General features: G+C 37.3%; 28 protein-coding genes, 2 tRNA genes and 1 riboswitch. Of the genes, 28 read left to right on the plus strand and 2 right to left on the minus strand.

Annotation, left to right across the window (positions count from 1 at the left end; all coding sequences use genetic code 11):
* Positions 1 to 64 precede the first annotated feature (64 nt).
* Positions 65 to 162: riboswitch (TPP riboswitch) on the plus strand.
* A gap of 69 nt (positions 163 to 231) precedes the next feature.
* The 6 genes from tenA to ACSBRB_RS09625 all read left to right on the plus strand — a co-directional run bounded on the left by tenA (position 232) and on the right by ACSBRB_RS09625 (position 4,927).
* Positions 232 to 921, plus strand: coding sequence for a thiaminase II (gene tenA, locus ACSBRB_RS09600; protein ID WP_435032611.1), 690 nt, complete (start codon positions 232 to 234; stop codon positions 919 to 921).
* Positions 914 to 1,735 carry a bifunctional hydroxymethylpyrimidine kinase/phosphomethylpyrimidine kinase gene (gene thiD / locus ACSBRB_RS09605; protein ID WP_435032612.1) on the plus strand — a complete coding sequence of 274 codons (822 nt, stop codon included), beginning with the start codon at positions 914 to 916 and terminating at the stop codon, positions 1,733 to 1,735. Before tenA ends, thiD begins: the two co-directional genes overlap by 8 nt.
* A complete protein-coding gene (gene thiM, locus ACSBRB_RS09610) occupies positions 1,728 to 2,516 on the plus strand; it encodes a hydroxyethylthiazole kinase (RefSeq protein WP_435032613.1) in 789 nt (262 codons plus the stop codon). Before thiD ends, thiM begins: the two co-directional genes overlap by 8 nt.
* Positions 2,516 to 3,151, plus strand: coding sequence for a thiamine phosphate synthase (thiE, locus tag ACSBRB_RS09615; RefSeq protein WP_435032615.1), 636 nt, complete (start codon positions 2,516 to 2,518; stop codon positions 3,149 to 3,151). The genes thiM and thiE overlap by 1 nt, the downstream gene beginning before the upstream one ends.
* 92 nt (positions 3,152 to 3,243) lie before the next feature.
* The gene (yidC, locus tag ACSBRB_RS09620) at positions 3,244 to 4,122 is read left to right on the plus strand and encodes a membrane protein insertase YidC (protein WP_435032616.1); all 879 of its coding nucleotides are present in this window, start codon (positions 3,244 to 3,246) and stop codon (positions 4,120 to 4,122) included.
* 214 nt (positions 4,123 to 4,336) lie between these two features.
* On the plus strand, positions 4,337 to 4,927 hold the full coding sequence (locus ACSBRB_RS09625) for a M23 family metallopeptidase (protein ID WP_435032617.1): 591 nt from the start codon (positions 4,337 to 4,339) through the stop codon (positions 4,925 to 4,927).
* Positions 4,928 to 5,105: 178 nt separating this feature from the next.
* Here ACSBRB_RS09625 and cls read toward each other — a convergent pair whose 3' ends face one another.
* On the minus strand, positions 5,106 to 6,596 hold the full coding sequence (gene cls, locus ACSBRB_RS09630; RefSeq protein WP_435032618.1) for a cardiolipin synthase: 1,491 nt from the start codon (positions 6,594 to 6,596) through the stop codon (positions 5,106 to 5,108).
* Between the two features lie 107 nt (positions 6,597 to 6,703).
* Between cls and ACSBRB_RS09635 the strand changes: the two genes are divergently transcribed.
* The 3 genes from ACSBRB_RS09635 to ACSBRB_RS09645 all read left to right on the plus strand — a co-directional run bounded on the left by ACSBRB_RS09635 (position 6,704) and on the right by ACSBRB_RS09645 (position 7,592).
* Positions 6,704 to 7,027, plus strand: coding sequence for a metal-sensitive transcriptional regulator (locus tag ACSBRB_RS09635; protein ID WP_435032619.1), 324 nt, complete (start codon positions 6,704 to 6,706; stop codon positions 7,025 to 7,027).
* A 12-nt stretch (positions 7,028 to 7,039) separates the two neighbouring features.
* Positions 7,040 to 7,249 carry a putative copper chaperone CsoZ gene (locus ACSBRB_RS09640; protein ID WP_435032620.1) on the plus strand — a complete coding sequence of 70 codons (210 nt, stop codon included), beginning with the start codon at positions 7,040 to 7,042 and terminating at the stop codon, positions 7,247 to 7,249.
* Positions 7,250 to 7,451: 202 nt separating this feature from the next.
* Complete coding sequence (locus ACSBRB_RS09645; RefSeq protein ID WP_435032621.1) at positions 7,452 to 7,592, plus strand: Lmo0850 family protein; 141 nt, start codon at positions 7,452 to 7,454, stop codon at positions 7,590 to 7,592.
* Positions 7,593 to 8,032: 440 nt separating this feature from the next.
* Here ACSBRB_RS09645 and ACSBRB_RS09650 read toward each other — a convergent pair whose 3' ends face one another.
* Complete coding sequence (locus tag ACSBRB_RS09650; RefSeq protein WP_435032622.1) at positions 8,033 to 9,220, minus strand: FtsW/RodA/SpoVE family cell cycle protein; 1,188 nt, start codon at positions 9,218 to 9,220, stop codon at positions 8,033 to 8,035.
* 265 nt (positions 9,221 to 9,485) lie between these two features.
* Between ACSBRB_RS09650 and ACSBRB_RS09655 the strand changes: the two genes are divergently transcribed.
* The 19 genes from ACSBRB_RS09655 (at position 9,486) to ACSBRB_RS09745 (ending at position 25,715) form a co-directional block, all read left to right on the plus strand.
* On the plus strand, positions 9,486 to 10,556 hold the full coding sequence (locus ACSBRB_RS09655) for a D-alanine--D-alanine ligase (protein WP_435032623.1): 1,071 nt from the start codon (positions 9,486 to 9,488) through the stop codon (positions 10,554 to 10,556).
* Between the two features lie 12 nt (positions 10,557 to 10,568).
* A complete protein-coding gene (locus ACSBRB_RS09660; RefSeq protein ID WP_435032624.1) occupies positions 10,569 to 11,936 on the plus strand; it encodes a UDP-N-acetylmuramoyl-tripeptide--D-alanyl-D-alanine ligase in 1,368 nt (455 codons plus the stop codon).
* A 264-nt stretch (positions 11,937 to 12,200) separates the two neighbouring features.
* Positions 12,201 to 13,694 (plus strand): degradosome RNA helicase CshA, encoded by a 1,494-nt coding sequence (cshA, locus tag ACSBRB_RS09665; RefSeq protein ID WP_059107868.1) that lies wholly within the window; start codon positions 12,201 to 12,203, stop codon positions 13,692 to 13,694.
* Between the two features lie 192 nt (positions 13,695 to 13,886).
* On the plus strand, positions 13,887 to 14,366 hold the full coding sequence (locus tag ACSBRB_RS09670; RefSeq protein WP_435032625.1) for a PH domain-containing protein: 480 nt from the start codon (positions 13,887 to 13,889) through the stop codon (positions 14,364 to 14,366).
* Positions 14,359 to 15,867, plus strand: a complete 1,509-nt coding sequence (locus tag ACSBRB_RS09675) for a PH domain-containing protein (RefSeq protein ID WP_435032626.1) — start codon at positions 14,359 to 14,361, stop codon at positions 15,865 to 15,867. Before ACSBRB_RS09670 ends, ACSBRB_RS09675 begins: the two co-directional genes overlap by 8 nt.
* Entirely contained in the window at positions 15,860 to 16,462 is a 603-nt protein-coding gene (locus ACSBRB_RS09680) for a PH domain-containing protein (RefSeq protein WP_435032627.1), read from the plus strand. The genes ACSBRB_RS09675 and ACSBRB_RS09680 overlap by 8 nt, the downstream gene beginning before the upstream one ends.
* Positions 16,428 to 16,652, plus strand: a complete 225-nt coding sequence (locus ACSBRB_RS09685) for a hypothetical protein (protein WP_435032628.1) — start codon at positions 16,428 to 16,430, stop codon at positions 16,650 to 16,652. The genes ACSBRB_RS09680 and ACSBRB_RS09685 overlap by 35 nt, the downstream gene beginning before the upstream one ends.
* 57 nt (positions 16,653 to 16,709) lie before the next feature.
* Positions 16,710 to 17,069 (plus strand): holo-ACP synthase, encoded by a 360-nt coding sequence (gene acpS / locus ACSBRB_RS09690; RefSeq protein ID WP_435032629.1) that lies wholly within the window; start codon positions 16,710 to 16,712, stop codon positions 17,067 to 17,069.
* A 350-nt stretch (positions 17,070 to 17,419) separates the two neighbouring features.
* Entirely contained in the window at positions 17,420 to 18,568 is a 1,149-nt protein-coding gene (gene alr / locus ACSBRB_RS09695; RefSeq protein ID WP_435032630.1) for an alanine racemase, read from the plus strand.
* A gap of 90 nt (positions 18,569 to 18,658) precedes the next feature.
* On the plus strand, positions 18,659 to 18,829 hold the full coding sequence (mazE, locus tag ACSBRB_RS09700) for a type II toxin-antitoxin system antitoxin MazE (protein ID WP_059107862.1): 171 nt from the start codon (positions 18,659 to 18,661) through the stop codon (positions 18,827 to 18,829).
* The gene (locus tag ACSBRB_RS09705; protein ID WP_059107861.1) at positions 18,826 to 19,188 is read left to right on the plus strand and encodes a type II toxin-antitoxin system PemK/MazF family toxin; all 363 of its coding nucleotides are present in this window, start codon (positions 18,826 to 18,828) and stop codon (positions 19,186 to 19,188) included. The genes mazE and ACSBRB_RS09705 overlap by 4 nt, the downstream gene beginning before the upstream one ends.
* A gap of 459 nt (positions 19,189 to 19,647) precedes the next feature.
* Positions 19,648 to 20,649, plus strand: a complete 1,002-nt coding sequence (locus ACSBRB_RS09710) for a SpoIIE family protein phosphatase (RefSeq protein WP_435032631.1) — start codon at positions 19,648 to 19,650, stop codon at positions 20,647 to 20,649.
* 77 nt (positions 20,650 to 20,726) lie between these two features.
* Positions 20,727 to 21,053 (plus strand): anti-sigma factor antagonist, encoded by a 327-nt coding sequence (locus ACSBRB_RS09715; protein ID WP_435032632.1) that lies wholly within the window; start codon positions 20,727 to 20,729, stop codon positions 21,051 to 21,053.
* A gap of 1 nt (position 21,054) precedes the next feature.
* Entirely contained in the window at positions 21,055 to 21,534 is a 480-nt protein-coding gene (gene rsbW, locus ACSBRB_RS09720) for an anti-sigma B factor RsbW (RefSeq protein ID WP_059107858.1), read from the plus strand.
* On the plus strand, positions 21,509 to 22,279 hold the full coding sequence (sigB, locus tag ACSBRB_RS09725; protein ID WP_435032633.1) for an RNA polymerase sigma factor SigB: 771 nt from the start codon (positions 21,509 to 21,511) through the stop codon (positions 22,277 to 22,279). The genes rsbW and sigB overlap by 26 nt, the downstream gene beginning before the upstream one ends.
* A gap of 249 nt (positions 22,280 to 22,528) precedes the next feature.
* A complete protein-coding gene (locus tag ACSBRB_RS09730) occupies positions 22,529 to 24,679 on the plus strand; it encodes a Tex family protein (protein ID WP_435032634.1) in 2,151 nt (716 codons plus the stop codon).
* Positions 24,672 to 25,133: a SprT family protein gene (locus ACSBRB_RS09735; RefSeq protein ID WP_435032635.1), complete on the plus strand. Its 462-nt coding sequence runs from the start codon at positions 24,672 to 24,674 to the stop codon at positions 25,131 to 25,133. Before ACSBRB_RS09730 ends, ACSBRB_RS09735 begins: the two co-directional genes overlap by 8 nt.
* A 398-nt stretch (positions 25,134 to 25,531) precedes the next feature.
* Positions 25,532 to 25,614 (plus strand) — tRNA-Leu (locus ACSBRB_RS09740).
* A gap of 27 nt (positions 25,615 to 25,641) precedes the next feature.
* Positions 25,642 to 25,715, plus strand: a tRNA-Gly gene (locus ACSBRB_RS09745).
* Positions 25,716 to 25,718: the final 3 nt, after the last annotated feature.

Below are 25,718 nucleotides of genomic sequence, written 5' to 3' on the forward strand. Positions count from 1 at the left end.
TGTTTTTATTTACGCTTATATTTTTGCTTTTAATATCTGGTTTTGTTATGTTAAAGACAAATACGATAACTACTAGGGGAGCATTTTGCTGAGATGATGAAAGTCAGACCCTTATGACCTGATTTGGTTAGTACCAACGTAGGAAAGTAGTATTCGGAGCGAATGATGACACATTTCTGCCTGAAACTACATTCCTGCTTGGATGTAGTTTTTTTAGGAGGAGAAAAAGATATGTCATTTTCACAAGAATTAAAAGATGCTGCACAACCATTGATTAAGGAGATTTATCATGATCCATATATCCAAGGAATGTTAAAAGGGGATTTACCAAAAGAAGCAGTACGCTTTTATTTGAAAGCAGACGCATCTTATTTAAAAGAGTTTGCGAATCTTTACGCATTAATTATTCCTAAAGTAGATCGATTAGAAGATGTAAAATTCTTAGTTGAACAAATTCAATTCATTGTAGATGGCGAAGTTGAAGCACATGAAATACTAGCTTCATATGTGGAAGAACCTTATGAATCTATCGTGAATGAAAAGGTTTGGCCACCTTCTGGAGACCACTACATTAAACACATGTATTTCAATGCGTTTGCGAAAGAAAATGCTGCGTATACGATTGCGGCGATGGCACCTTGTCCTTATGTATACCAAGTGATTGGTCAACAAGGACTTAAAGATGAAGCATTGAATAAAGATAGTGTGCTTGCAAAATGGTTTGAATTTTATAGTACTGAAATGGATGAACTCGTGGATGTCTTTGATCAACTCTTAGATCAACTGACAGCACAAATGACAGATACTGAAAAAGAAGAAGTGAAAGCAGCGTTCCTTCAAAGTACAGTTCACGAACGCAACTTCTTCGCAATGTCATACAACCAAAAATCTTGGGAGTTTGGAGGTCAAGACCATGAATAAACCTAAAATTGCATTAACCATCGCAGGGACTGATCCTACTGGTGGCGCTGGAGTAATGGCAGATTTGAAATCATTCCACTCTTGTGGCGTGTATGGCATGGCTGCGATTACAAGTATTGTGGCGCAAAATACGAAAGGGGTTCAACACATTCACAATCTAGACATTGATTGGTTGAAAGAACAACTTGAAAGCATTTACGATGATGAATTACCTCAAGCATTGAAAACTGGGATGATCGCATCAAAAGATATGATGTTACTCGTTGAAAGTTATATTAAAGACCATCCTGAGATTCCTTATGTTATTGACCCCGTCATGTTAGCGAAGAGCGGTGATTCATTAATGGAAGATGAAGCCAAACAACATCTTCAAAGTATTTTATTACCGCATGCGATGGTCGCGACACCTAATCTACCTGAAGCAGAAGAAATTACAAATCTTAATATTACAGATGAATTTTCTATCTACCAAGCGGGTAAAATATTTATAAAAGAGATAGGCAGCCAAGGTGTTGTGATTAAAGGTGGCCATATGGGTGATGACGAGAAAGCGACCGATTATCTGTTTACGAAAGATGATGTCTTTACATTTGAAGAACCTCGTTATGATACACCGCATACGCACGGCACTGGTTGTACATTCTCAGCTGTGATCACTGCTGAATTAGCTAAAGGGCGTTCTATTTATGAAGCTGTGAAAAAAGCGAAACGCTTTATCTCACTTAGCATTAAACATACGCCTGAAATTGGCCAAGGCAGAGGTCCAGTAAATCATTTTGCATATATGAAGGAAGTAGGTTTAGACGATGAGTAATTTAGAAACATTAAGACAAAACAATCCATTAGTTGTTTGTTATACGAATGATGTCGTTAAAAACTTTTCAGCTAACGGGCTATTAAGCTTAGGCGCTAGTCCAGCGATGAGTGAGGCACCTGAGGAAGCAGCCGATTTCTTTGAAGTTGCAGGTGGACTTGTCATTAATATTGGTACGATTACAGAAGGTCGCGCTAAAGACATGTTAAGCATCGCACGTACAGCGAATCAAAAAGGCACACCAATTGTATTCGATCCTGTTGCTGTAGGTGCATCTCAATATCGTAAAGCCTTTAGTGCACAGTTCTTAGATGAAATCGATGTTGCAGTTATTAAAGGTAATGCATCTGAAATTCAAACATTGATCGATAGTGAAACGACAATGAAAGGGACTGAAAGTGCGAATGACTTAGATGTGGTCGATATTGCACGAAAAGCTCAAGAAACGTTCAATACAGCAATCGTAGTGACAGGTAAAGATGATGTGGTTGCACATCAAGGCCAAGTGATTAAACTTTCTAACGGTTCACCGATGTTAGCGAAAATTACAGGTGCTGGTTGCTTGTTAGGTGCAGTCGTCGCAGCATTCCTACAACGTGAAACAAATCCTGATGCTGATACATTGGTAGAAGCGGTCAGTGTTTATAATATCGCTGCAGAACATGCACAGCAACGTACGAACGATCAAGGTCCAGGTAGTTTCTTAACTGCATTAATGGATGCACTCTATCACATTTCATCGGATGAAGTCGCACAGCAGATTAAGAAAGAAGTGATTTGATGGATTTTGATCATAATCACCTACGCTTATACTTTATTGCAGGCACGCAAGATGTCGTGGGAGACACGTCGCTCAAAGATATATTGACTGAGGCTTTAGAGGCGGGTATTACGATGTTTCAATATAGAGAAAAAGGCCCAGGTTCATTGACCGGTGATGATAAAGTGGACCAAGCACAAGTCTTAAAACAACTATGTCATCAATATGATGTACCATTCGTCGTTAATGATGATGTGGAACTAGCGAAAGCGATCGGCGCAGATGGCATTCACGTGGGTCAAGATGATGCGGAAGTCGCTCAGTTTGCCGCACAATTTGAAGGTGAAATTATTGGACTCAGTGTCGGTAATGTAGAAGAGTATCAACAATCCGATCTCTCACATGTGGATTATATCGGGGTTGGACCGATGTTTGCGACAATTTCAAAAGCAGATGCAGCAGCACCTGTAGGCCCACCTATGATTCCAGAGTTGAGACAATACGTTCAAGATTTACCAATCGTTGGTATCGGTGGCATCACTACGGAGAATTACGATCAAGTGCTTGAGGCAGGTGCGGATGGAATCTCAGTGATATCGGCCATTACACGTAGTGAAAATGTGACGAAAACTGTACAGAAATTTTTACAAAAATGAAAATAGAACATAATTATCCATTTTTTGTTTTCTACTTGCCTCTTATTATGATAAAATGAAGCCTATGCGAATATATCTTTTGAGGTGGGAAAATGAAGAAAAAAGCACTACTACCTATGTTATTAGGTGTAATGGTCTTTTTAGCAGGGTGTGACTACTCAAAACCAGAGAATAGAGACGGTTTCTTCTTTAATACATTCGTTGCACCTATGGATAAACTGATTCATTGGTTAGGGCATGCCTTCAATGATAACTATGGTCTAGCAATCATTGTTTTAGTATTAGTGATTCGTCTAGTCTTAATGCCATTCATGTTATCTAACTATAAAAACAGTCATATGATGCGTGAGAAAATGAAAGTGGCTAAACCTGACATTGATGCAATTCAGGAAAAGGTTAAACGCGCACGCACACAAGAAGAAAAAATAGCAGCTAACCAAGAAATGATGGAAGTTTATAAAAAATACGATATGAACCCAATGAAAAACATGTTAGGTTGTTTACCGATTATCATTCAAATGCCAATTATCATGGGCTTATTCTTCGTGTTGAAGTACCCATCAAGTGGTGGATTTACAGAACATCCTAATTTCTTATGGTTCGATTTATCTAAACCAGATATTTGGATTACCATTATTGCCGGTGTGTTATACTTCTTACAAGCATACGTATCAAGTATGAGCATGCCACAAGAACAAAGACAAATGGGTTATATCATGATGATCATTTCACCAATCATGATTGTTTGGCTTTCATTAAGTTCTGCTTCAGCCCTAGGTCTTTACTGGTCAGTCAGTGCGGCATTCTTGGTTGTACAAACGTACGTAGCTAATACATACTACTCAAGATTAGCTAAAAAAGAAGTTGCACCAATGATTGAAGCTGTTGAAGCAAAACGTAATAACAAAGGTAAAAAAGGTAAAAAAGGTAAAAATACCCAAGTCGTTTCTAAGAAAAACAAGAAAAAATAAGCATCTTTGAATCATGTCATTCAAGGGTATTTGAGAAGATACAACCCCATTACTCATTTTAATTGTGAAATGAGTAATGGGGTTTTGTTTATATGAGAAAGATTTTAAAATGGCCATCATTTTAGCTAAAGACAACTCTGGGCATTAACATTGAGCGAAAGTACCGAAAATCGTATAATAGATTGTTAACAATTGATGGGAGGTTCAATGGGTTGTGAAAAGAGCGATAAAAATTATATTGATCTGCGCTGTTATCTTAATTCCTGCCGTTCTCATTATCACTCATATTGAACGTATTCAGTCATGGTTTAACGATGTTAAAACTACGATAGAATCTACAGATCACGCTGAAGATGATCACCATGATTGGGATGACTTGTTTGATGGTAGCAGGGAGACAGAAACGTTTGGTGAATATCAATATGCTGATTTTGATGGTAAACACTATGGCATCGACTATGCATTGCCGAGAAAAACGCCGATTAAAGCAGCTGCAGATGGCATTGTGACACGTACCTTTAAGGATAAATTAGGCGGAAATGTATTGCAGATTGCTGAAGATGATGGCACGCATTACGAGTGGTATATGCATTTGAGTGAATACAAAGTAGAAACTGGCGATGAAGTTAAAAGAGGGGATGTCGTTGCGTTATCTGGTAACACGGGTGAACAAACGACAGGGCCCCACCTTCATTTTCAACGTATGAAAGGCGGCGTAGGTAACAAATACGCTGAGGATCCCGCGGACTTTGTAGATCAATTACCTGATGGCGAGAAAAGTTTATACGATTTAGAAAATAAATAAGCATCTCGCTATGAGTATCATGATTCAATTATTCACGTCCAGTTCATTTTCCAAAAATATTCATTGTATATAAAATAAGCGAGACTGAAACACACGTTAGCTTGAGCTATTCAAGCAATGTTGCGTTCCAATCTCGCTTTTTTATTTGAAATATGAAGTTAATGATATACTGTTACGCTTACAGAATCGGTGAAATAAGTCTAGAAATACCTTCTTTAAATTTAATCCATAAGCCCCGTTCTTCATAAAGTGATTTTGTCAGACGATAAGAGACCTCTAAATCTTCATAGAAACTGTCTCTTAATTGTTTTGCAATATCAGAGTTATAAATAAAGGCATTGATTTCAAAATTAAGTGTGAAACTTCGATGATCAATGTTTGTTGTCCCTACACTTGCAATTTCGTCATCGATGACCATCACTTTCGCATGGAGGAATCCATTATCGTAGTGGAACACGTTAACGCCAGAATCTAATAACGAAGCGACATTATTATACGTTGCCCAAAAGACGAAAGGATGATCTGGCTTACTAGGAATCATAATATTGACGTCTATACCACCGAGTGCAGCAATTTTAATCGCATCTAAGAATGATTGGTCCGGGATGAAATAAGGGGATTGAATGAAAATCGATTTTTTCGCTGAAGCAATCATTTTCAAATAACCATATTTTACTTGTTCCCATTCCTCATCAGGGCCACTTGTAGCGATTTGAACGCCGGTTGTCCCACCTGAATCCACGTCAGGGAAGTAGCGTGATTCATATTGTAAATTGTCACGAGACGCTTGCGAATTCCAATCTAGCATAAAACGTAACTGTAAGGCATTGACCGCATCTCCAACGATACGTAAATGGGTGTCACGCCAGTATCCAAATTTTTTCTTCAATCCGAGGTATTCATCACCTACATTGAAACCGCCCACGTAGCCGATATGACCATCAATCACAACGATCTTTCTGTGGTTACGGTTATTCATACGTAAATTGATGAGCGGTAACATAGATGGGAAGAATGCTTCAACTTGCCCACCTTTTTTACGGAATGACTTAAAGGCTTTCAGTGATAGACCACGAGAACCCATATCGTCATAAAGCATTTTAACCTCTACACCTTCTTCTAATTTACGTTCAAGTGCCTCTAAAATGCGTTTACCTAAGCCATCATTACGAATGATGTAATACTGGATATGTATGTAATCGCGAGCCTGTTCAATATCCTCTAATAATTTATCGAATTTTTTCTTACCATCAGTAAAGATTTGAATATCGTTATCAGTAGTAAGAAAGGCTGAATTATTTCCTAACAGCATTTGAATCATGTCTTTATATTTCACGATCTCATAACTGCCTTTGGAAAAGTCATCGGATTGTATTTCTGCGAGTTGTTCTTTAACGATCATCTCAAGACCAATTTTGTCTTCCTCATTTAATTTGAAAATGTGAGAACGTTGGATTTGGCGACCGAATAAGAGATATAGGATGAATCCTAAAATGGGGATGAAGGCCAGTACAAACAGCCATGCCCATATCGATCCTGCTGAACGTCGCTCTAAAAATACAATGGTAAATCCAAAGATAATGTTTAAAAGGAAGGCGCCGATTAAAACGATATTAAGAATTAAGTTTGTCGATCCAAAAGCTGTCATATATGGAAAAAAATCAAACATAAGCAGTCCTCCTTTATGTAACGTTGATCACTTTGTTTTTAAATTCTACAACATTGTATCACTTATTACCAGTTTGACACTTGACTCATACGGGGACGGGGTATAACATGTACGTGAATTATGAAAGAGGGGTGCTTAGGGTGGAGGAGCAACATGCGCATCATTCCGAAGAAATAAAGACCAATTTAAGATCGAGATTGAATCGAATTGAAGGGCAAGTGAGAGCGATTAATCGCATGATCGATGAAGATGTGTACTGCGATGACGTGCTTACACAGATCAGAGCAACACGGTCAGCACTTAATAGTGTAGCGATGCGTTTATTAGATTATCATATGAAAAGCTGTATTATGGACAAGGTCAATGAGGGCCAACAGCAAGAAGCGATGGAAGAATTATTAGTGACGTTTCAAAAATTGATGAAAGGGTAAGATTAATTAATTATGAAGCAGACCAAGACCATTTATTTGGAACCAGTGAAAGACCAAACAGAAGCTGAACATATAGTAGCTAAGCTCACACAATTAATTGGTGTAGACAGCGCAACATTTAATCACAATCTAGACGAAATCGAAATTGAATTTGACACACCGATGAACCTCAATACTTTAGAAAAAGCGGTTTATGATCTCGGGTGCACTGTGCTATATTAAATATGATAGGAAATTGAATCACTGTGATTGTAAAGTGCTTAAATTTGAGGTTCAATCCATGACGATGAACACTTACTCATAGGCGAAAAGTGTTAGTTATATTTATTTATTGTGAAGTTTTTAAAAGATTCGAAAATTATGTAGTAATTTATATTTAATTAGGGTAGAATAAAAATGAACTTATAGTAAAAGGTGTGATAACATGGATGACAATAAAGATAAATTGCAAAATGTAGTTAAGTTGTTATCATCATTAGGAGTAAACATAAAGAAAACTAAATCAAGACTTGAAGTAATGCATTCATTACCAGCAAATGTGAAACCTACGAATGAATTGAAGTAAGGTAATATATATAGAGCGATTAATTTGTTATTTTGCATAGAAATCGTGATTTAGTTTGGCCAGTTTACATGATTTACGCAGAGGGTCGTTTTTAATTGCATGACTGACCCGTTAGAAACAGGATAATGTAAATTTTCAGCATAAGGACAATGATTAAGTCTAGATTGTTCCTACCTATTAATTTAGTGATACAGACGACTATATGACATGGTATTGCTTATAGTAGATAAAAATAAATGAAATCAATGTTATCAATCCATACGATATTGAGGTACTTCTATGAACTGAGATTTATGATAAAAATCTCAATAAAGGAGTACCTATTTTTATGCTTTATGATGCATGCTCATTTATTTAAAGTTCAAAGAAAAAACGTCGATGAACCTGTGAAAGGTGTCATCGACGTTTTTTGTGCAACATAACAAATGTGAGCCCTTATTTTACTGTTCTTCTTGGTAAAGCCGTGTAGGTTGATGATAGTAAATTGATAACACAATACCGACACCACACATCAAGCTCCATAGCGAACTACCACCGTAACTAATGAATGGTAATGGAATACCTGTGATAGGTAACAATTGGATTGTCATACCAATATTTTGGACGAGGTGGAAAAGAATTAAAGAAATAAATCCTATGATAAAGATTTTATTGAACGGTCCATCGTTTTTCGTAGCTAATCGAGTGAGATGGAACACAAGTGCTAAGAAAATGAGTATGAGCACGACAGCACCGATAAATCCAAATTCTTCACCAATCACTGAAAAGATAAAGTCGGTATGGTTTTCAGGGATGTAAACTTCACCTTTATTAAAACCTTTACCGAAGAGTTGACCAGAACCAATGGCTTTCATTGATTCGGTTAGGTGATAACCATCGCCACTACTGTAAGTATAAGGATCTAACCATGAATTAATACGGCCCATTTGATAGGTTTGTATACCTAATAGTTTTTCAATCAGTTCAGGTTTGAATATGACTGATAAGATAATGCTCGCGGCAGCGATAATCCCTGTAAGGAATAGCGGTGCCAATATTTTCCAAGTAATTCCACTAATAATCACGATACCTGCAATGATCGCAAGTAATACGAGGGTCGTACCCAAGTCGTTTTGCAGTAGGATGAGGATAAGCGGAATAAAGGATAGCCCAATAATTTTAGCTAATAACACGAAATCTGTTTCGATTGATTTATTAAATGTAAACTTGTTATGGCGTGAAATTAGTCGCGCCAATGCAAGTATGAGCACGATCTTCATGAATTCTGAAGGTTGTATGCTGATTGGACCAAACGTATACCAACTTTGTGCACCATTGATAATCGGTGTAATGGCCGTTTCAGGCATGATGATTAAAACGAGTAACATCACGCATAAGATCGCGTACAGTAAATAGGCATATTTCATTAATTTTTTAGGCGAGATAAACATAATTAAAACGGCGAGTAAGCCGCCTAAGACGTAATAAATAATTTGTCTATTACTAAAGTTGGAACTGTATTGTCCGCCACCCATAGCGGAGTGAATAATAATGACACTGATGATGGCTAACAATGCAATGATACCAACAAGTATCCAGTCTATCTTGCGTATCCAATGTTCATTTTTTGATTGACGTGAAGTATTCATTATGTACTCCTTTAAATCGAATATTTCCCTAATAATCTATTATATACCGATTCTATATGACTTTATACTAATTTGCTAGAATCAACTACAGTTTTAAATGTAAAACGTTAGTATCGAGACTTTCAATTAGTGAAGTTTAAACACGTGTTTTTATCACTAAAATAAATGTTTTAAAAATCTTTCATATAAAATGGGTAACAAATGCAAAAGCGTATGTAATCATGGTATGATGAAGTTTAAGAAAATTATTTTGGAGGCAACATACATGGCGAAAGAGAATATATGTGTAATTTATGGGGGAAAAAGCGCAGAACATGATGTGTCGATCCTGACAGCGCAAAATGTATTAAATGCGATTGATAAAGAACAATACGACATCGATATGATTTATATCACCAATGATGGCTTATGGAAAAAACAAGAGCGTGTCTCTACACCTATCGAAGACCAAGAAACATTACGACTCGAAGATGTTGAACCAGGTGATATCTCTCAACTCTTAACTTCAAACGCAGATGGCGAAAGTTATAGTGCAGTCTTTCCATTATTACATGGACCCAATGGTGAAGATGGTACCATCCAAGGTCTATTTGAAGTGTTAGATATTCCATATGTAGGTAATGGTGTATTAGCTGCGTCTAGTTCTATGGATAAACTTGTGATGAAACAATTATTTGCGCATCGTGGTTTACCACAATTGCCTTATGTGAGTTTCTTACGTAGTGAATACCGTAAATACGAAGACAATATCTTAAAACTTGTGAACGATAAACTTGAATTCCCAGTGTTTGTTAAGCCAGCAAACTTAGGTTCAAGTGTTGGTATTAGTAAATGTAATAATGAAGAAGAGTTAAAAGCAGGGATCGAAGAGGCATTCCATTTTGACCGTAAACTCGTCATTGAACAAGGGATCAATGCACGTGAAATTGAAGTTGCCGTTCTCGGTAATGATTATCCTGAAACGACCCTTCCAGGTGAAGTAGTGAAAGAAGTTGCATTCTATGACTATAAAGCGAAATATAAAGACGGCAATATTCGCTTAGATATTCCAGCTGACCTATCACCAGACGTACAACAAACACTGCGTGATATGGCGGTAGAAGCTTTCAAAGCTACAGACTGTTCTGGTCTTTTACGTGCAGATTTCTTTGTGACTGAAGACAATCAAATTTTTATCAATGAAACGAATGCGATGCCAGGTTTCACTGAATTTAGTATGTACCCAAGCCTTTGGGAAAATATGGGACTCGCTTACCCAGATCTCATTAAAAAATTAATCGAGTTAGCTAAAGAGAAATATGCAGACAAACAACAAAACAAATACAAAATTGACTGAGGTTGATAAACGATGATTGAAGTAACCGTAAAACAAATACAACAGTGGATTCCATGTGACATTGAAGCGGATGATTTAACTCAAACCATCAAGGGTGTCACGATTGATTCACGCCAAATCGAACCCGGCATGTTGTTCATTCCATTCAAAGGTGAAAATGTGGACGGACATCAATTTGTTAAACAAGCACTTCAAGACGGTGCAGGAGCTTCATTTTACGAAAAAGGTACAGCACTAGAGGAAACAGTTTCAGGTCCTATTATATGGGTTGAAAATACCCTCGAAGCGTTACAACAATTGGCACAAGCTTATTTAAATGAAGTAGGCCCTAAAGTGGTCGCAGTTACTGGCTCCAACGGTAAAACGACGACAAAAGATATGATTGAAAGTGTGTTAAAACCGCATTTCAAAGTAAAAAAAACGCAAGGTAATTATAATAATGAAATTGGTTTACCACTCACAATCTTAGAATTAGATCACGACACTGAAATCTCTATTTTAGAAATGGGGATGTCTGGTTTCCATCAAATCGAATTATTATCAAATCTCACTCATCCAGATGTCGCAGTAATTACGAATATCGGAGAATCTCACATGCAAGATCTTGGTTCTAGAGAGGGCATTGCACAAGCTAAATTTGAAATCACCACAGGCCTAAAATCAGACGGCTTATTTATATTCGATGGCGATGAACCGCTCCTCGCGCCACACGTCAACACATTAAAAGATGTCGAAGTTATCAGTGTAGGGCTCCAATCAGAAAATAAATACGTATGTCACTTGGATGAGATTGCCTCAGAGGGGATTTCATTTACATTAAACACAGAAGAATATCATTTACCGATTTTAGGTAAACACAATATGACAAATGCGGCGATGGCCATCGCAGTTGGAAAACATTTAGGGCTTACTTATGACATGATTCGACGCAATATCGCCCAAGTGAAGCTCACTGGCATGCGTATGGAACAACATTCATTACCACAAGGTGGACTCGTGATTAATGACGCGTATAATGCAAGCCCAACAAGCATGAGAGCAGCCATCGATACGCTTGGTGCTATGGAAGGACGCAAAATTCTTGTACTCGGTGATGTGTTAGAGCTAGGCGACAACAGTGCTGACATGCATGCAACTGTCGGCGCATATCTAGAGGGTAAAGCGATTGATATACTTTATACGTTCGGTACACAAGCAGCAAATATTCATCGCGCTGGTCAACGTTATGTCCAAAACGCACAACATTTCGAGGATAAAAGTGCGTTAATTCAACAACTTAAACAACAGGTCCAATCCGGGGATAAAGTGCTCGTTAAAGGTTCAAGAGGTATGAAATTAGAAGAAGCGGTCGATGCATTGTTAGAAGACGGTTCACGATAAACCCTAAAGATTGTTATGATGGTATAAGGAACTAAATAAAAGTGATCTATACTTTAACCAGGCAAACACAGGCGTAACATCGCATTGTGATAAAGTTAAAACACATATTCTAATTATAATTTGCTTTTTTAGCGCTTTATTAATGACTCGATTGACAAAATATATTTGCAACTTGTGTTTTAATAGTGGTAATATTAAGAAGTTGAAAAAATTACACAATTAAAAGAACGTAATTAAGTATATATCAAATAAAGGAGAATTACTTTGCAAAATTTTAAAGAGTTAGGGATCTCGGCTAAAACAGTAGAAACCCTAGAATCAATGGGTTTTACTGAAGCCACACCGATACAAAAAGATAGTATCCCTCTTGCCTTAGAAGGTAAAGACATTCTTGGCCAAGCACAAACAGGTACAGGTAAAACAGGTGCTTTCGGTATACCCATTATAGAAAAAGTTGCCGGCAAAAAAGGTGTTCAAGCCTTATTATTAGCTCCAACAAGAGAATTAGCGATGCAAGTCGCAGAACAAATCAAATCTTTTGCAGTGGGACAACCGATTCAAGTCGTTACTGTCTTTGGTGGTATGCCGATTGACCGCCAAATTAAAGCGTTGAAAAAAGGACCACAAATCGTGGTAGGGACACCTGGACGTGTGATTGACCACTTAAATCGTCGTACCCTTAAAACGAACGATATTCATACCCTCGTATTAGATGAAGCAGACGAAATGATGAACATGGGCTTCATCGACGATATGAAATTTATCATGGATAAAATTCCTGCAGAACAACGTCAAACGTTATTGTTCTCAGCTACAATGCCTAAAGCAATCCAAACTTTAGTGCAACAATTTATGAAATCCCCAGAAATCGTGAAAACGATGAACAACGAAATTTCAGATCCTCACATCGATGAATATTATACAATCGTGAAAGAATTAGAAAAATTTGATACATTTACGAACTTCTTAGATGTGCATCAACCCGATTTAGCTATCGTGTTTGGTCGTACTAAACGTCGTGTAGATGAACTTACGAGTGCATTATTATCTAAAGGCTACAAAGCTGAAGGTTTACACGGAGACATTACTCAAGCCAAACGTCTTGAAGTCTTGAAAAAATTTAAAAACGATCAAATCGATATCTTAGTTGCGACTGACGTTGCTGCACGTGGTTTAGATATTTCTGGTGTCAGTCACGTATACAACTTTGATATTCCGCAAGATACCGAAAGTTATACACACCGTATTGGACGTACAGGCCGTGCAGGTAAAGAAGGTATTGCGGTCACATTTGTTAATCCAATCGAAATGGATTACATCAGACAAATTGAACAAACAAATGGTCGCCAAATGAAAGCCCTTCGTCCTCCACATCGTAAAGAAGTATTAAAAGCACGTGAAAACGACATTAAAGATAAAGTGAAACGCTGGATGTCTAATCCTAGTGAACCAAGACTTCAACGCATCGCTTATGATTTATTAGAAGAATATAACGATGTAGAGCTTATCGCGTCATTACTTCAAGAGCTTGTTGAAGCGAACGACGAAGTAGAAGTGCAATTAACATTTGAAAAACCATTAGCACGTAAAGGCCGCAACAATAAAGGTGGCCCACGCCGTAACAACAAACGCGGTGACGGCAAGTACGATAATAAAAACCGTCGTAATAGAAACTACAATAATAAAAAAGGCAACCACGACCGTAACTCAAATAAAAAATCAATGAAAGGTCGCACATTTGCTGATCATAAAAAATAAGCATGATTTGCGATAAATACAAAGTAGGAATCATCAATGGTTCCTACTTTTTTTATAGGAAAATGAAGCGTTTTGATAGGGAAAACCATGCGGCTGATTCATTATTTTAATTAATTTATAAAATAAAGGGAACTATTTTTAGTGAATTTATGATATGTTATAAGTAACAAAAATTGCTGAAAGGGGTATGACATGAATACGAATGAAGCATATCATCGCAGCCCAAAGCAGGCGTTAATATATTATTACATTACTGAAATTGTTGAGGGGATTCTGACAATTGGGGTTATACTAGCTTTATTATATTGTTCTATTCATTTTAATTGGCTCAATATTTTTGATTATGGTTTTTATGTATTACTTGCGCTAGATGTGATTTATATTGCTGTAGGTCCATGGGCAAGATATAAGTTCCAGTTTTATAAAGTGACGCCAGAATTTTTGGAAGTCAAGAGTGATTTTATTTTTAAATCGCGAAAAATTATGAAATATGAACGCATCCAATTTACAGATCGTAAGACGAATCCGTTGATGAATCGCTGGGATTTGAGTGCTTTAGAGTTAACGACAGCGGGGCATGAATTAGAACTACCGTTGATGGCGAACGAAGATATAGAAGAAATTGAAGCGGATGTCTTTCAACGTTTGAGAGGTGAAGATACCGATGTCTGAACCACAAAAATTACATCCTATCTCTTATTTATCCGGTTTAATTAGTGTAATCAAACAAAACTTTATCATTATTATTATCTTTTTAGTTTTTAACATTAGAGATTTTGATTTTACGGATCCGATGAGTTACATCATGCCATCTGGCTTTATGATACTGATTATAGTGCTTACAGTTTATGCGTTTCTTGAGGTTTATCAAACGCGATATTGGATCGAGGGAGATCATTTTATCGTGAAAAAAGGGATTTTGACGAAGAAACGAACAGAATTAAATATACGCCGAATTCAATCTATGGATACGAACCAAGGGATTATTCAACAACTTGTGAAAGGTGTCGAGCTCAAGGTTACAACACCGAGTGATGGCATCGTACTTGATACGATTTCAAAAAGTCAAAGTGATATCCTGCAACAAACACTGAGAGAAAAACAACGCGAACTAAAACAAGAACATGCAGCTGATACTGTAGAGACAAATGAAGAACAATCTGAATCAGCGCTTGATACCGACACAATAGAGGAGAAACATCGTATATATCACATGACAGTGAAGGAATTGCTACTCATGGCGATGACGAGTGGGGCCATCGGTGTGGCCTTTGCAGTGATTGGACCAATCGTTGGTAACTTTACAGAATTTATACCATGGGATGACTTGTTTGGTGAATTTGCAGGTTTAGGTCAATCTGTGACACTCGTGGTCATCGCAACATTGATGATTGGTATTCTCATCAGCTATATCGTGGGTACGTTGATTGTTATTGTCCGTAATTTCAATTACACTGTCGATCAATCTGGCAATCATTTGTATATTAGTTATGGTTTACTCACAGTGAAGCATATCACTGTACCGGTGGATCGTATGCAAGCGATTGTCGAAAATCAGTCATTCTTAAGAAAATTATTTGGCTATACTTCCATGTCTTTGATCATCACAAGTGATATGACAAGTAGTGATGTCGGGGACGACAATGTTGAAGATGGGAAAGTGAAAGTTTTACCATTTATTAAACGTGACAAAGCATATGAATTGATGCAAGACTTAATTCCAAGCATGCATTTTGAAGAGCCAGAAACAGGCATGCCTTGGCGCGGTTACCATCGTCATTTCTGGATTCCTGCCGTCGTATTATTTGCGATCGCCGGCATTGTCCATTACTACTTTACACCTTGGGGCTATGCAGTCGCAGGTGCGATTACTGTAATCATGGCATTACACGCTTTAGCTTCTATTAAAATGTCAGGCTTCAATGTTGTGGATGATGAAATGGTCGTTCGTGACGTCACAACCTTTGGCATCGAGCAGTCTTACTTTAAACATAATAAAGTGTTAGGTCTAGAAATGGATAGCAATCCATTCCTTGTTAGAAGTGAATTGCTCAATTTCAACTTTGTCATAGCTAAAGGCATCATGAATGAAGACATTGGGCTCGATTTCGTAGAACAATCCAAAGTAGAAGCTTTAGAACAATGGTATTTGAGAGGTGAGAGCCATGACTAATTATCAACGCATGTCACCATCAGCCAAACCCGTGATGCGAATTACGGGGGTTATTACTAGTGTGATTTTAGCGATTCTGTTAGGTTCTGTAATCGTCGCAAATCAATTTTTATTACACTGGGTCGGTGAAACGGTAGTCAAATGGGTTACCATCATAGGTATTGTACTCATTGTATTGATGGCAGTTTATATGATTTTGATTAGACCGATTTATAAATATAAAATTTTCCGTTATGATGTGGGTGATCAAGAGATTACTGTACGTAAAGGTATTTGGTTTATTAAAACGAGAAGAGCACCGTATTTTCGTATACAGAACTTAAATATTGAAGAAGGTCCGATTATGCGAAAATATGGGTTAGCTACACTGTCACTATCGACAGCTGGTGGTGATCTTGATGTGACCTTAGTTCCGAAAAAAGAAGCACGAAACTTAAAAAAACGTATTAGAGCACTGAAGAAATCTGATAATGCTGTAGTTTCTAATGAAGACGGTGTTGCACAACGTGTCGACGTACATGAAGCAGCTCCAGTTTCACAAGAAGATTCAGAAACAAATCATGAATATGATACACCACACACAAACACAAGATGAAGCACCTAGTGATTCTGAAACTCAAGTTTCACAGACAGGACGTGAAGCTCGACAAGAGTTGAACGAACAAACATCTCATGCTCATGATGAAAATGATAGCTTTACGAGAAGAGATGAAACGGTCTCAGCTAAAGATGTTGAGCACCAAGAAGACCCAATGTCTGACGAACGTGACGATACGCATCGTTGATACGCCTTGTAGATTTGGGCACCAAAACAATGATTAAAATAAGAAAGAGTGACATACATGATTCATGGTATCGGAATCGATTTAATAGAAATTGAACGTATTCAACATGTATTAGAGCGCCAACCAAAAGTGGTTGAACGAATTTTAACGACAAACGAACAACAACGATTTCATCATTTTACTAGCGAGCGACGTAAGGTTGAATTTTTAGCTGGGCGATTTGCATGTAAAGAAGCATTTAGTAAAGCGCTCGGTACGGGATTAGGTCAAACTGTGGCCTTTCATGATATTGATTGTTATAACGATGAAAAAGGTTGCCCGCATATTGATTACGAGGGGTATCGTGTTCATGTAAGCATCAGTCATACCGAACATTATGCGACGAGTCAAGTCGTGATTGAAACAGTAGACGCATGAGTCGTTTAACATATTAAAGAAAGATCTATAACAACAAACCACGCATCAGTTAGACACCATGGGCTGTATAGGAAAAGCAGTAACTTTCCTTATTTCAAGCCCGTGTCTACACTGGATGGGTGGTTTTTATCGTTATCATGTTAAAATAATGTAAAGTATAAGGGTGTTGAAACGCCGTTATAGGTCTATTTTTCATCTTATGTGTGTGTATGATTCAAAAATTGTTACAAAGTGATTAAAATTACTGAAAATAAACGGATTTACTTTGGTCTTCTCTATGTTTTGTTATAAACTTGTTGTATTAAATCAATAATAAGGGAAACGTTGCTTTCTAGGAGGAAATTAAATATATGTCAGATAAGTATTATAGACCCACCCGTGTGAATGTGGATTTAGATGCAATCACTTCGAATTATCAAATGTTCGGTAAGTTACATCCAAATAAAACAGTAATCCCTGTTGTTAAAGCAAACGGCTATGGTCTAGGTAGTGTCGCAATCGCACGCCACTTGATGGACATCGGCGCTAATTTTTTTGCGGTTGCAACGTTAGATGAAGCAGTAGAATTAAGGATGCATGGTGTTGATGCTAGAATATTAGTATTGGGCGTAATTCCGCCTGAACATATTAATAAAGCAATTCAACACCGTGTTGCGATGACCGTCCCTGATTTAACATGGATGAAACAAGCTGTTTCATATGTGGACGAAGAAAATGAAAAACGGATGTGGTTCCATGTTAAGATCGACACTGGTATGGGGCGCTTGGGTGTGAAAACAGCACATGAATATAAAGAAATTGTGTCATTGATCCAATCCACAGAAAATATGATTTTTGAAGGGGTCTTCACTCATTTTCCTACTGCAGATGAAGATACGGATGCGATGAAGGAACAACAAGCACAGTTTGAAGCGATTGTGGACGAAGTTGAACATCCGCCGTTCGTACATTCGCAAAATTCCGCAGCTAGTCTTCTCAAAGACAGTCAGTTTTGTAATGCAGTACGTGTAGGTATCTCACTCTATGGTTATTATCCTTCTGATTATGTGAAAGAAAACGTGAAAGTGCATTTGAAACCAAGTGCGCAGTGGGTTACAGAAATCGTGCAAACGAAGAAATTGAAAGCTGGCGAATCTGTGAGCTATGGTAGTACCTTTACTGCAAACCAAGATATGAAAATAGGGATTATTCCTGTCGGTTATGCAGATGGTTATTTAAGAATGATGCAAGGATTTACAGTGAATGTGAACGGTGAACAGTGCGAAGTCATCGGTCGTGTTTGCATGGATCAGACAATTATCGCTATTCCCGACTATGAAAAAACAGGTTCGCAAGTGATATTGATGGACCACCGTTCAGATGTACCACAATCCGCTGAAGCCTTGGCACGACAACAACAGACGATTAATTATGAGGTGTTATGTAACTTGAGTCGTCGATTACCTCGTGTCTACTATAAAGGTGAAGATGTAGAAATAAAAAATGAATTACTGAAATAGTGTAGTCACTGCTATTAAAGTTTGATATCATTAGATTAATGAAGCTAATAAAATTAATTATTCTATGAAGGTCGCTTGGAGGTCTTATTCATGTCTAATTTTAATACTACGAGATATCACAATATGGAGCAAATCTTAAAAGAAGGCTATTCACAAATGGCCGATCTTAATCTCTCCCTAGCAACAGAAGCTTTTCCTTTCGAATGTGAAGCTTGTGATTGTAACGAATCATTCCTCAGCTCCAATCATAATAATGAATGATGAGACGAGGAGATGTATATTTAGCTGATTTATCACCAGTTCAAGGGTCTGAACAAGGGGGAGTAAGGCCTGTTGTTATCATTCAAAATGATACTGGGAATAAATATAGTCCTACCGTAATTGTCGCTGCAATTACAGGTAGGATTAATAAAGCTAAAATTCCAACCCATGTAGAAATAGACAAGAAAAAATATAAATTAGATAAAGATTCAGTTATCTTGTTAGAGCAAATTCGAACATTAGATAAAAAGAGGCTGAAAGAGAAATTAACATATCTATCTGACGAGAAGATGGAAGAAGTAAATCGTGCTATCTTCATAAGTTTAGGGTTACATAATATGAAACATTTCAAATCATGATCTAACAGCCGTACTCCAAATAAAAGACGACAACAGTTTTGGTACATAAATAGAGACCACAACATATGCGTGCATAAACGAGACATAGCGACCTAAAGAATAAACATGTACAGATATGCTTACGTAACAAACGGAAAGAACTTACTAGGTAGCTCACTTTAAATATCAATGTTCAAAGTGAAGCATGCTATCTTTGTAGGGGCGGGAAACCGAAATCTTAAATTTACAGTAGCACAACTACTGGAGAGTAATACGAATTAATCAAATAGATGTATTACTATAAGATTTCAATCCCGCTCTTTTTGTAATTTATCACTCATATATTAGTTGCTGTTAAATTATAATACTTTTCAGACAAGTACAAGGAGGAGAAAGTCTTACGTCACTGTGAGTCAACACAGTGGTGACATAGTCATGTAGTACGAATATGTAGATTACAGGTTGAGGAGGACAAGTCACTTGGAAGTATTCAAAGTTCAATATAAAGCACTCATTGACAAAAGTTTAGAAACTGACGATTTTGAGGCCTTACGTCAAGAATGTTGTGAATTTACAGAAGAAGTCATTAAAAAGGATATCTTACCTGAGGACATTGTAGATATTCATAAATCCTATATTGCGACGTTAAACTTAACGGAGCCTCAAATACTCAACACATTAGAAGTGTTAGAAGAGGTAGTCAAAGGATTTGGATATAGTTATAGGGACTATCAACGTTTAGTCAACAAGCTACAACACCATGACAAAGAGATGGAAGTAGCTGCACGACTTCAACAAACGATGTTGAAAACAGATATTCCCCAATTCGACAGCATTCAAATTGGCGTCATTTCTGTAGCTGCTCAAAAAGTGAGCGGAGATTATTTTAACTTAATAGATTATAAAGATGGCACGATGAGTTTTGCGATTGCTGATGTCATTGGTAAAGGCATACCTGCAGCACTTGCAATGAGTATGATTAAGTTCGGTATGGACTCCTATGGACATTCACAACTCCCAAGTGATGCGTTAAAACGTTTAAACCGCGTTGTTGAGAAAAACGTCAACCAAAACATGTTCGTGACGATGTTTTATGGCCTTTATGAAGAAATGAACCATCTGTTGTACTGTAGCTCCGCAGGACATGAACCAGGTTACATTTATCGCGCCGAGAGTGAGACATTTGAAGAAATCGATGTACGCGGTAGAGTGCTAGGTATTAGTCAACAAACACGTTACGCACAACAAGAAATACCGATTTACTTAAATGACTTAGTCATTATTTTTACAGATGGTGTCACAGAGACCAGAGACAATGACGGGAACTTCATAGACAAGCAAAAATTACTGGATATGATACATAAAAATAGACATCTTCATCCTCAAGATATCGTACAACAGTTATACGAATCACTACTAAAAATACAAAATCCTAAGAAGCGTGATGACCTCACGATATTAATTATCAAGCGTGTGAACTAGATTTGATATGGATTAATTTTAGTAAAAAGCGGGTATAGCAAAAATATTACTTAAGACAAAACTAGGAGTGTACGAGTATGAATCTAAACATTGAAACAGTGACACATGACAACTATTATGAAGTGAAAGTGGCTGGAGAGCTAGATGTTTATACTGTTCCAGAACTAGAAGAAGTGCTAGCCCCGATGCGACAAGAGGGCACACATGATATATATGTTAATTTGGAAAATGTAAGTTATATGGATTCAACCGGATTAGGGTTATTTGTTGGTACCTTAAAAGTGTTAAACCAACATGAAAAAGAATTATATATCTTAGGTGTGTCTGACCGTATTGAAAGATTGTTTGACATTACTGGGCTGAAAGATTTAATGCATGTCAATAAAGGAACGGAGGTTGAGTAACATGCCGGCCAAACAAGACTATATCGAAATGCGCTTACCAGCAACAGCAGAATATGTGAGCTTAATACGCTTGACGCTATCAGGTGTATTTTCTCGAGCAGGTGCTTCGTATGATGACATTGAAGATGCTAAAATAGCAGTAAGTGAAGCAGTTACAAATGCTGTAAAACACGCATACAAAGATGATTCAGATGAGGGCATGATTAATCTGTGTTTCGAAATATTTGATGACAAGATTAAAATCGTTATCTCAGATCAGGGAGAAAGCTTTGATTATGAAGAAACGAAGAAACAACTTGGACCATATCAAGACAATGAAAGCATCAACTTTTTAAGGGAGGGTGGTCTAGGACTGTTTCTCATTGAATCGTTAATGGATGAAGTGACTATAGATAAAACTTCTGGTGTAACGATTAGTATGATAAAGTTTATAAGAAAAGAGCAGGTGCGAAATAATGACGAAAGAGTCGAAATCAGTTAATGAAGTATCACCTGAACAAATAAATCAATGGATCAGCGAACATCAGAATAATGAAGATACGAATGCTCAAGAGAAACTTGTAAGACATTATCGTAAATTAATAGAGTCCCTTGCTTATAAATATTCTAAGGGACAATCTCATCATGAAGATCTTGTACAGGTTGGTATGATTGGCTTAATCGGTGCCATCAACCGATTTGATATATCATATGATCGAAAATTTGAAGCGTTTCTAGTACCGACTGTCATCGGGGAAATCAAACGCTATCTACGAGATAAGACATGGAGTGTCCATGTACCTAGACGTATTAAAGAGATTGGACCGCGTATAAAAAAAGTCAACGACGAACTAACTAATGAACTCGAGCGGTCACCTTCAATAGAAGAAATTGCGAATCGATTAGATGCTACCGAAGAGGAAGTACTTGAAGCTATAGAAATCAGCCAGAGCTACAATGCTTTAAGCGTAGACCATTCTATTGAAGCGGATAAAGATGGCTCTACGGTGACATTACTGGACATCATGGGTCAACAAGATGATAATTATGACCTCACTGAAAAACGTATGATATTAGATAAAATACTCCCTATCTTGTCTGACCGAGAACGTGAAATCATACAATGTACTTTTATTGAAGGCTTAAGTCAAAAAGAAACGGGTGAACGCATTGGACTCAGCCAAATGCACGTTTCTAGATTACAACGTACAGCAATAAAGAAACTCCAACAGGCAGCAGTAGAATAAACAGTCACATCACTAGGCACATCATTTCGTTATACAGAACGGATGATGTGCTTTTTTGTGTTTTATTTTAGGAGGACGAGCGGAGAGACAATGGTCGCACACATTGCTTCATCTAAATTTTGGGTATGCTGAGTAGAGGGGGTTTTCTAAAAAGGGGAAGGAAGAGATAGCTCGTAATCGTCTCGTGATACTCTTTAAATATGTTAAAATAAATGAATGCATAAGACATTAGAAGTAGTGGAGGATATCATGGATAACAATTTGATTCAAACAATCATAGAAAAATATAACTTTTCAAAGAAACAAATTGAAGCCGTCTTAGGTTTATTAGAAGAAAATAATACCGTGCCGTTCATTGCACGTTATAGAAAAGAACGTACAGGCGGACTCGATGAAGTCGAAATTAAACAAATTAATGATGAATATCAATATATGGTGAACCTTCAAAAACGTAAAGAAGAGGTCTTACATAGTATAGAAGAGCAAGGTATGCTCACAGATGAATTGAAAAAAGATATTTTAGCACAAACCAAATTACAAAGGGTCGAAGATTTATATCGACCTTATAAACAGAAAAAGAAAACACGTGCGACCGAAGCGAAACGAAAAGGGTTAGAACCGCTCGCACAATGGATTCAACAAAGTTCATTAGAGATGCCATTAATAGAAAAAGCTCAAGCATTTGTTAATAATGAAGTTGAAACAGCAGAGGCAGCTATTGCTGGGGCACAAGATATTATTGCAGAACACATCTCAGACCAATCAACTTATCGTACGAAAGCATTGAAAGATACAGATCGTCACGGTGTACTTGTAACGCAAAAGAAAAAACAAGCTGATGATGAAAAACACATTTATGAAATGTATTACGATTACAGTGAACCCGTTAACAAAATCGCTAATCACCGCGTTTTAGCAGTAAATCGTGCAGAAAAAGAAAAAGTGGTCACTGTCAAAATAGAGATGGATACACAAGGGATTGAAAATTTCATCCGAAAACAAGAAGTTAGCGGAGATCATGAAGGCACTACAGTGATTCAAGCTGCGATTAAAGACAGCTTAAAACGGTTGATTATGCCGTCTATTGAACGTGAAATTCGCGGTGACTTAACAGAACGTGCTGAATCCCATGCGATTGATGTGTTTGGTGAAAATCTCAGAAACTTATTATTACAACCGCCGATTAAAGGTAAACAAATCCTTGGTGTCGATCCAGCATTTCGTACAGGTTGTAAACTCGCAGTGATCAATCCGTTCGGTACGTTTGTCGATAAAGGGGTAATGTATCCGCACCCACCTGTGAACAAGAAAGAAGAAGCGGGACGTATTTTCTTAGATTTTGTAAAACGTCATCATGTAGAACTCGTTGCGATTGGTAATGGTACTGCCAGCCGTGAAACAGAACAATTTGTAGCAGCAGTTATTCAAAAACATCAATTAGCAGTAAAATTTATTATCGTAAATGAAGCGGGAGCATCCGTATATTCAGCTTCAGAAATCGCACGTAACGAGTTCCCAGACTTTCAAGTTGAAGAACGGAGTGCGGTATCGATTGGACGCCGAGTTCAAGACCCGTTAAGTGAACTCGTAAAAATCGATCCGAAATCTATAGGTGTCGGTCAATATCAACATGATGTAAACCAAAAAGCGCTGGCGAATACGTTAACCTTTGTTGTTGAAAATGCAGTAAACCAAGTTGGGGTAGACGTGAATACAGCATCACATGCCTTACTACAATATGTAGCAGGTCTATCCTCAAGTACTGCACAAAATATTATTAATTATCGTGAAGAAAACGGTGCAATCAAACACAATAAAGAAATTGCGAAAGTGAAACGATTAGGCGCAAAAACCTTTGAACAAAGTATCGGATTCTTACGTATTGTGGATGGTGAAGAACCCTTAGATAATACATCCATTCACCCTGAAAGTTACCAAGTCACTTATCAGCTGTTAGATGAGTTGAATTTATCCGTTGAAGATCTCGGTTCAGATCAATTAAAAGCAACATTAAATCGAATTAACCAACATGAAGTCGCTGAGAAGTTAAATATCGGCGAACGAACGCTAGAAGATATCGTGAATGCATTGATTGCACCTAACCGAGATCCACGTGATGAATATGAAACACCTATATTAAAATCAGACGTATTATCCATTGAAGACTTAACAAAAGGTATGAAACTGAGTGGTACGGTGCGCAATGTTGTGGATTTTGGTGCCTTTGTAGATATCGGTGTGAAACAAGATGGTCTTGTACACATTTCTAAGCTTTCTCGAAAATTTGTTAAAAATCCAATGGATGTAGTTAGCGTAGGAGACATTGTTGATGTATGGATACTTGATATTGATGAACAAAAAGGGAAAGTATCATTAACAATGATTGATCCAAATGAATGATGAACAATTGCAAACGTTAACAGAAGAGATTTCACAGTCTGAATTTCACCGCCCATTTAAGCATCAGGTATATTTTAATCGTCGGCTAAGAACGACGGGTGGAAGATACTTATTAAAGAGCCATAATATAGAAGTGAATGATAAACAGTATGAAAAATATGGCTATCAAGCTGTTGTAGATATTATTAAACACGAATTATGTCATTATCATCTTCATCTCACAGGGAGAGGATATCAACATCGAGATACAGATTTTAAGCAACTGAGCTTACATGTTGGTGCACCCAGATATTGTACACCAATTCAATCGTATGAAGAACGTGTTAATTACATGTATGAATGTGGTCATTGTCACACGAAATTTCCTCGAATTAGAAAAGTTGATACAAAGAAAATGAGATGCGGCCGTTGTGGTGGCAGATTGAAGTTAGTTCAAAATTATAAAATCAAATAGAAATTTATATAGAGGTTAGAACGGTTAGTATAGAGTTATCGCAACTAGAAAAAAGCTGAGTGGACTAATAGCACGAAATCCAAAGCTTATTTGTAGTGAAAGTGCGTTGCAAAATGACCAGTTCTAACCTTTTTATTTGAAGTATATAATTTTGAATCTTTACAAAGTGAAGCCATCATGAGGGGATAGATAATTTATTTAGAAAAATAAGTATAACCTATTGACTATTACTCGAAAATGTTATAAGATAATAAACGTTGCGTTAAAGAAATGACATAAACATTACATTCCCGTTAACTTTGTAAAATTGATTTTAAAAAGTTGTTGACAAAGTTAATTGATAAGCGTACAATGTTAATTGTTCTCTTTTGAGAGGTAATGAATTTCGTCTTGCCAATGCGGTCGTGGCGGAATGGCAGACGCGCTAGGTTGAGGGCCTAGTGGGAGAGATCCCGTGGAGGTTCAAGTCCTCTCGGCCGCATCAACAATTTATTATATCGCATCTAATGCGGGTGTAGTTTAATGGCAAAACCTCAGCCTTCCAAGCTGATGTTGTGGGTTCGATTCCCATCACCCGCTCCATTA

The organism is Staphylococcus auricularis, from assembly GCF_051172115.1.
Taxonomy (GTDB): Bacteria; Bacillota; Bacilli; order Staphylococcales; family Staphylococcaceae; genus Staphylococcus; species Staphylococcus auricularis_A.

Bases quoted from the DNA above. Each gene is read 5' to 3' on its own strand.
- mazE (WP_059107862.1), top strand. From the start codon at position 18,659: ATGTCTAATTTTAATACTACGAGATATCACAATATGGAGCAAATCTTA.
- rsbW (WP_059107858.1), top strand. From the start codon at position 21,055: ATGCCGGCCAAACAAGACTATATCGAAATGCGCTTACCAGCAACAGCA.
- ACSBRB_RS09635 (WP_435032619.1), top strand. From the start codon at position 6,704: ATGTACGTGAATTATGAAAGAGGGGTGCTTAGGGTGGAGGAGCAACAT.
- thiE (WP_435032615.1), top strand. From the start codon at position 2,516: ATGGATTTTGATCATAATCACCTACGCTTATACTTTATTGCAGGCACG.
- ACSBRB_RS09640 (WP_435032620.1), top strand. From the start codon at position 7,040: ATGAAGCAGACCAAGACCATTTATTTGGAACCAGTGAAAGACCAAACA.
- ACSBRB_RS09685 (WP_435032628.1), top strand. From the start codon at position 16,428: ATGAATATGATACACCACACACAAACACAAGATGAAGCACCTAGTGAT.
- ACSBRB_RS09645 (WP_435032621.1), top strand. From the start codon at position 7,452: ATGGATGACAATAAAGATAAATTGCAAAATGTAGTTAAGTTGTTATCA.
- thiD (WP_435032612.1), top strand. From the start codon at position 914: ATGAATAAACCTAAAATTGCATTAACCATCGCAGGGACTGATCCTACT.
- ACSBRB_RS09680 (WP_435032627.1), top strand. From the start codon at position 15,860: ATGACTAATTATCAACGCATGTCACCATCAGCCAAACCCGTGATGCGA.
- alr (WP_435032630.1), top strand. From the start codon at position 17,420: ATGTCAGATAAGTATTATAGACCCACCCGTGTGAATGTGGATTTAGAT.
- ACSBRB_RS09670 (WP_435032625.1), top strand. From the start codon at position 13,887: ATGAATACGAATGAAGCATATCATCGCAGCCCAAAGCAGGCGTTAATA.
- ACSBRB_RS09730 (WP_435032634.1), top strand. From the start codon at position 22,529: ATGGATAACAATTTGATTCAAACAATCATAGAAAAATATAACTTTTCA.
- ACSBRB_RS09655 (WP_435032623.1), top strand. From the start codon at position 9,486: ATGGCGAAAGAGAATATATGTGTAATTTATGGGGGAAAAAGCGCAGAA.
- ACSBRB_RS09650 (WP_435032622.1), bottom strand. From the start codon at position 9,220: ATGAATACTTCACGTCAATCAAAAAATGAACATTGGATACGCAAGATA.
- ACSBRB_RS09660 (WP_435032624.1), top strand. From the start codon at position 10,569: ATGATTGAAGTAACCGTAAAACAAATACAACAGTGGATTCCATGTGAC.
- yidC (WP_435032616.1), top strand. From the start codon at position 3,244: ATGAAGAAAAAAGCACTACTACCTATGTTATTAGGTGTAATGGTCTTT.
- ACSBRB_RS09675 (WP_435032626.1), top strand. From the start codon at position 14,359: ATGTCTGAACCACAAAAATTACATCCTATCTCTTATTTATCCGGTTTA.
- sigB (WP_435032633.1), top strand. From the start codon at position 21,509: ATGACGAAAGAGTCGAAATCAGTTAATGAAGTATCACCTGAACAAATA.
- ACSBRB_RS09705 (WP_059107861.1), top strand. From the start codon at position 18,826: ATGATGAGACGAGGAGATGTATATTTAGCTGATTTATCACCAGTTCAA.
- ACSBRB_RS09735 (WP_435032635.1), top strand. From the start codon at position 24,672: ATGAATGATGAACAATTGCAAACGTTAACAGAAGAGATTTCACAGTCT.
- tenA (WP_435032611.1), top strand. From the start codon at position 232: ATGTCATTTTCACAAGAATTAAAAGATGCTGCACAACCATTGATTAAG.
- thiM (WP_435032613.1), top strand. From the start codon at position 1,728: ATGAGTAATTTAGAAACATTAAGACAAAACAATCCATTAGTTGTTTGT.
- ACSBRB_RS09715 (WP_435032632.1), top strand. From the start codon at position 20,727: ATGAATCTAAACATTGAAACAGTGACACATGACAACTATTATGAAGTG.
- cls (WP_435032618.1), bottom strand. From the start codon at position 6,596: ATGTTTGATTTTTTTCCATATATGACAGCTTTTGGATCGACAAACTTA.
- acpS (WP_435032629.1), top strand. From the start codon at position 16,710: ATGATTCATGGTATCGGAATCGATTTAATAGAAATTGAACGTATTCAA.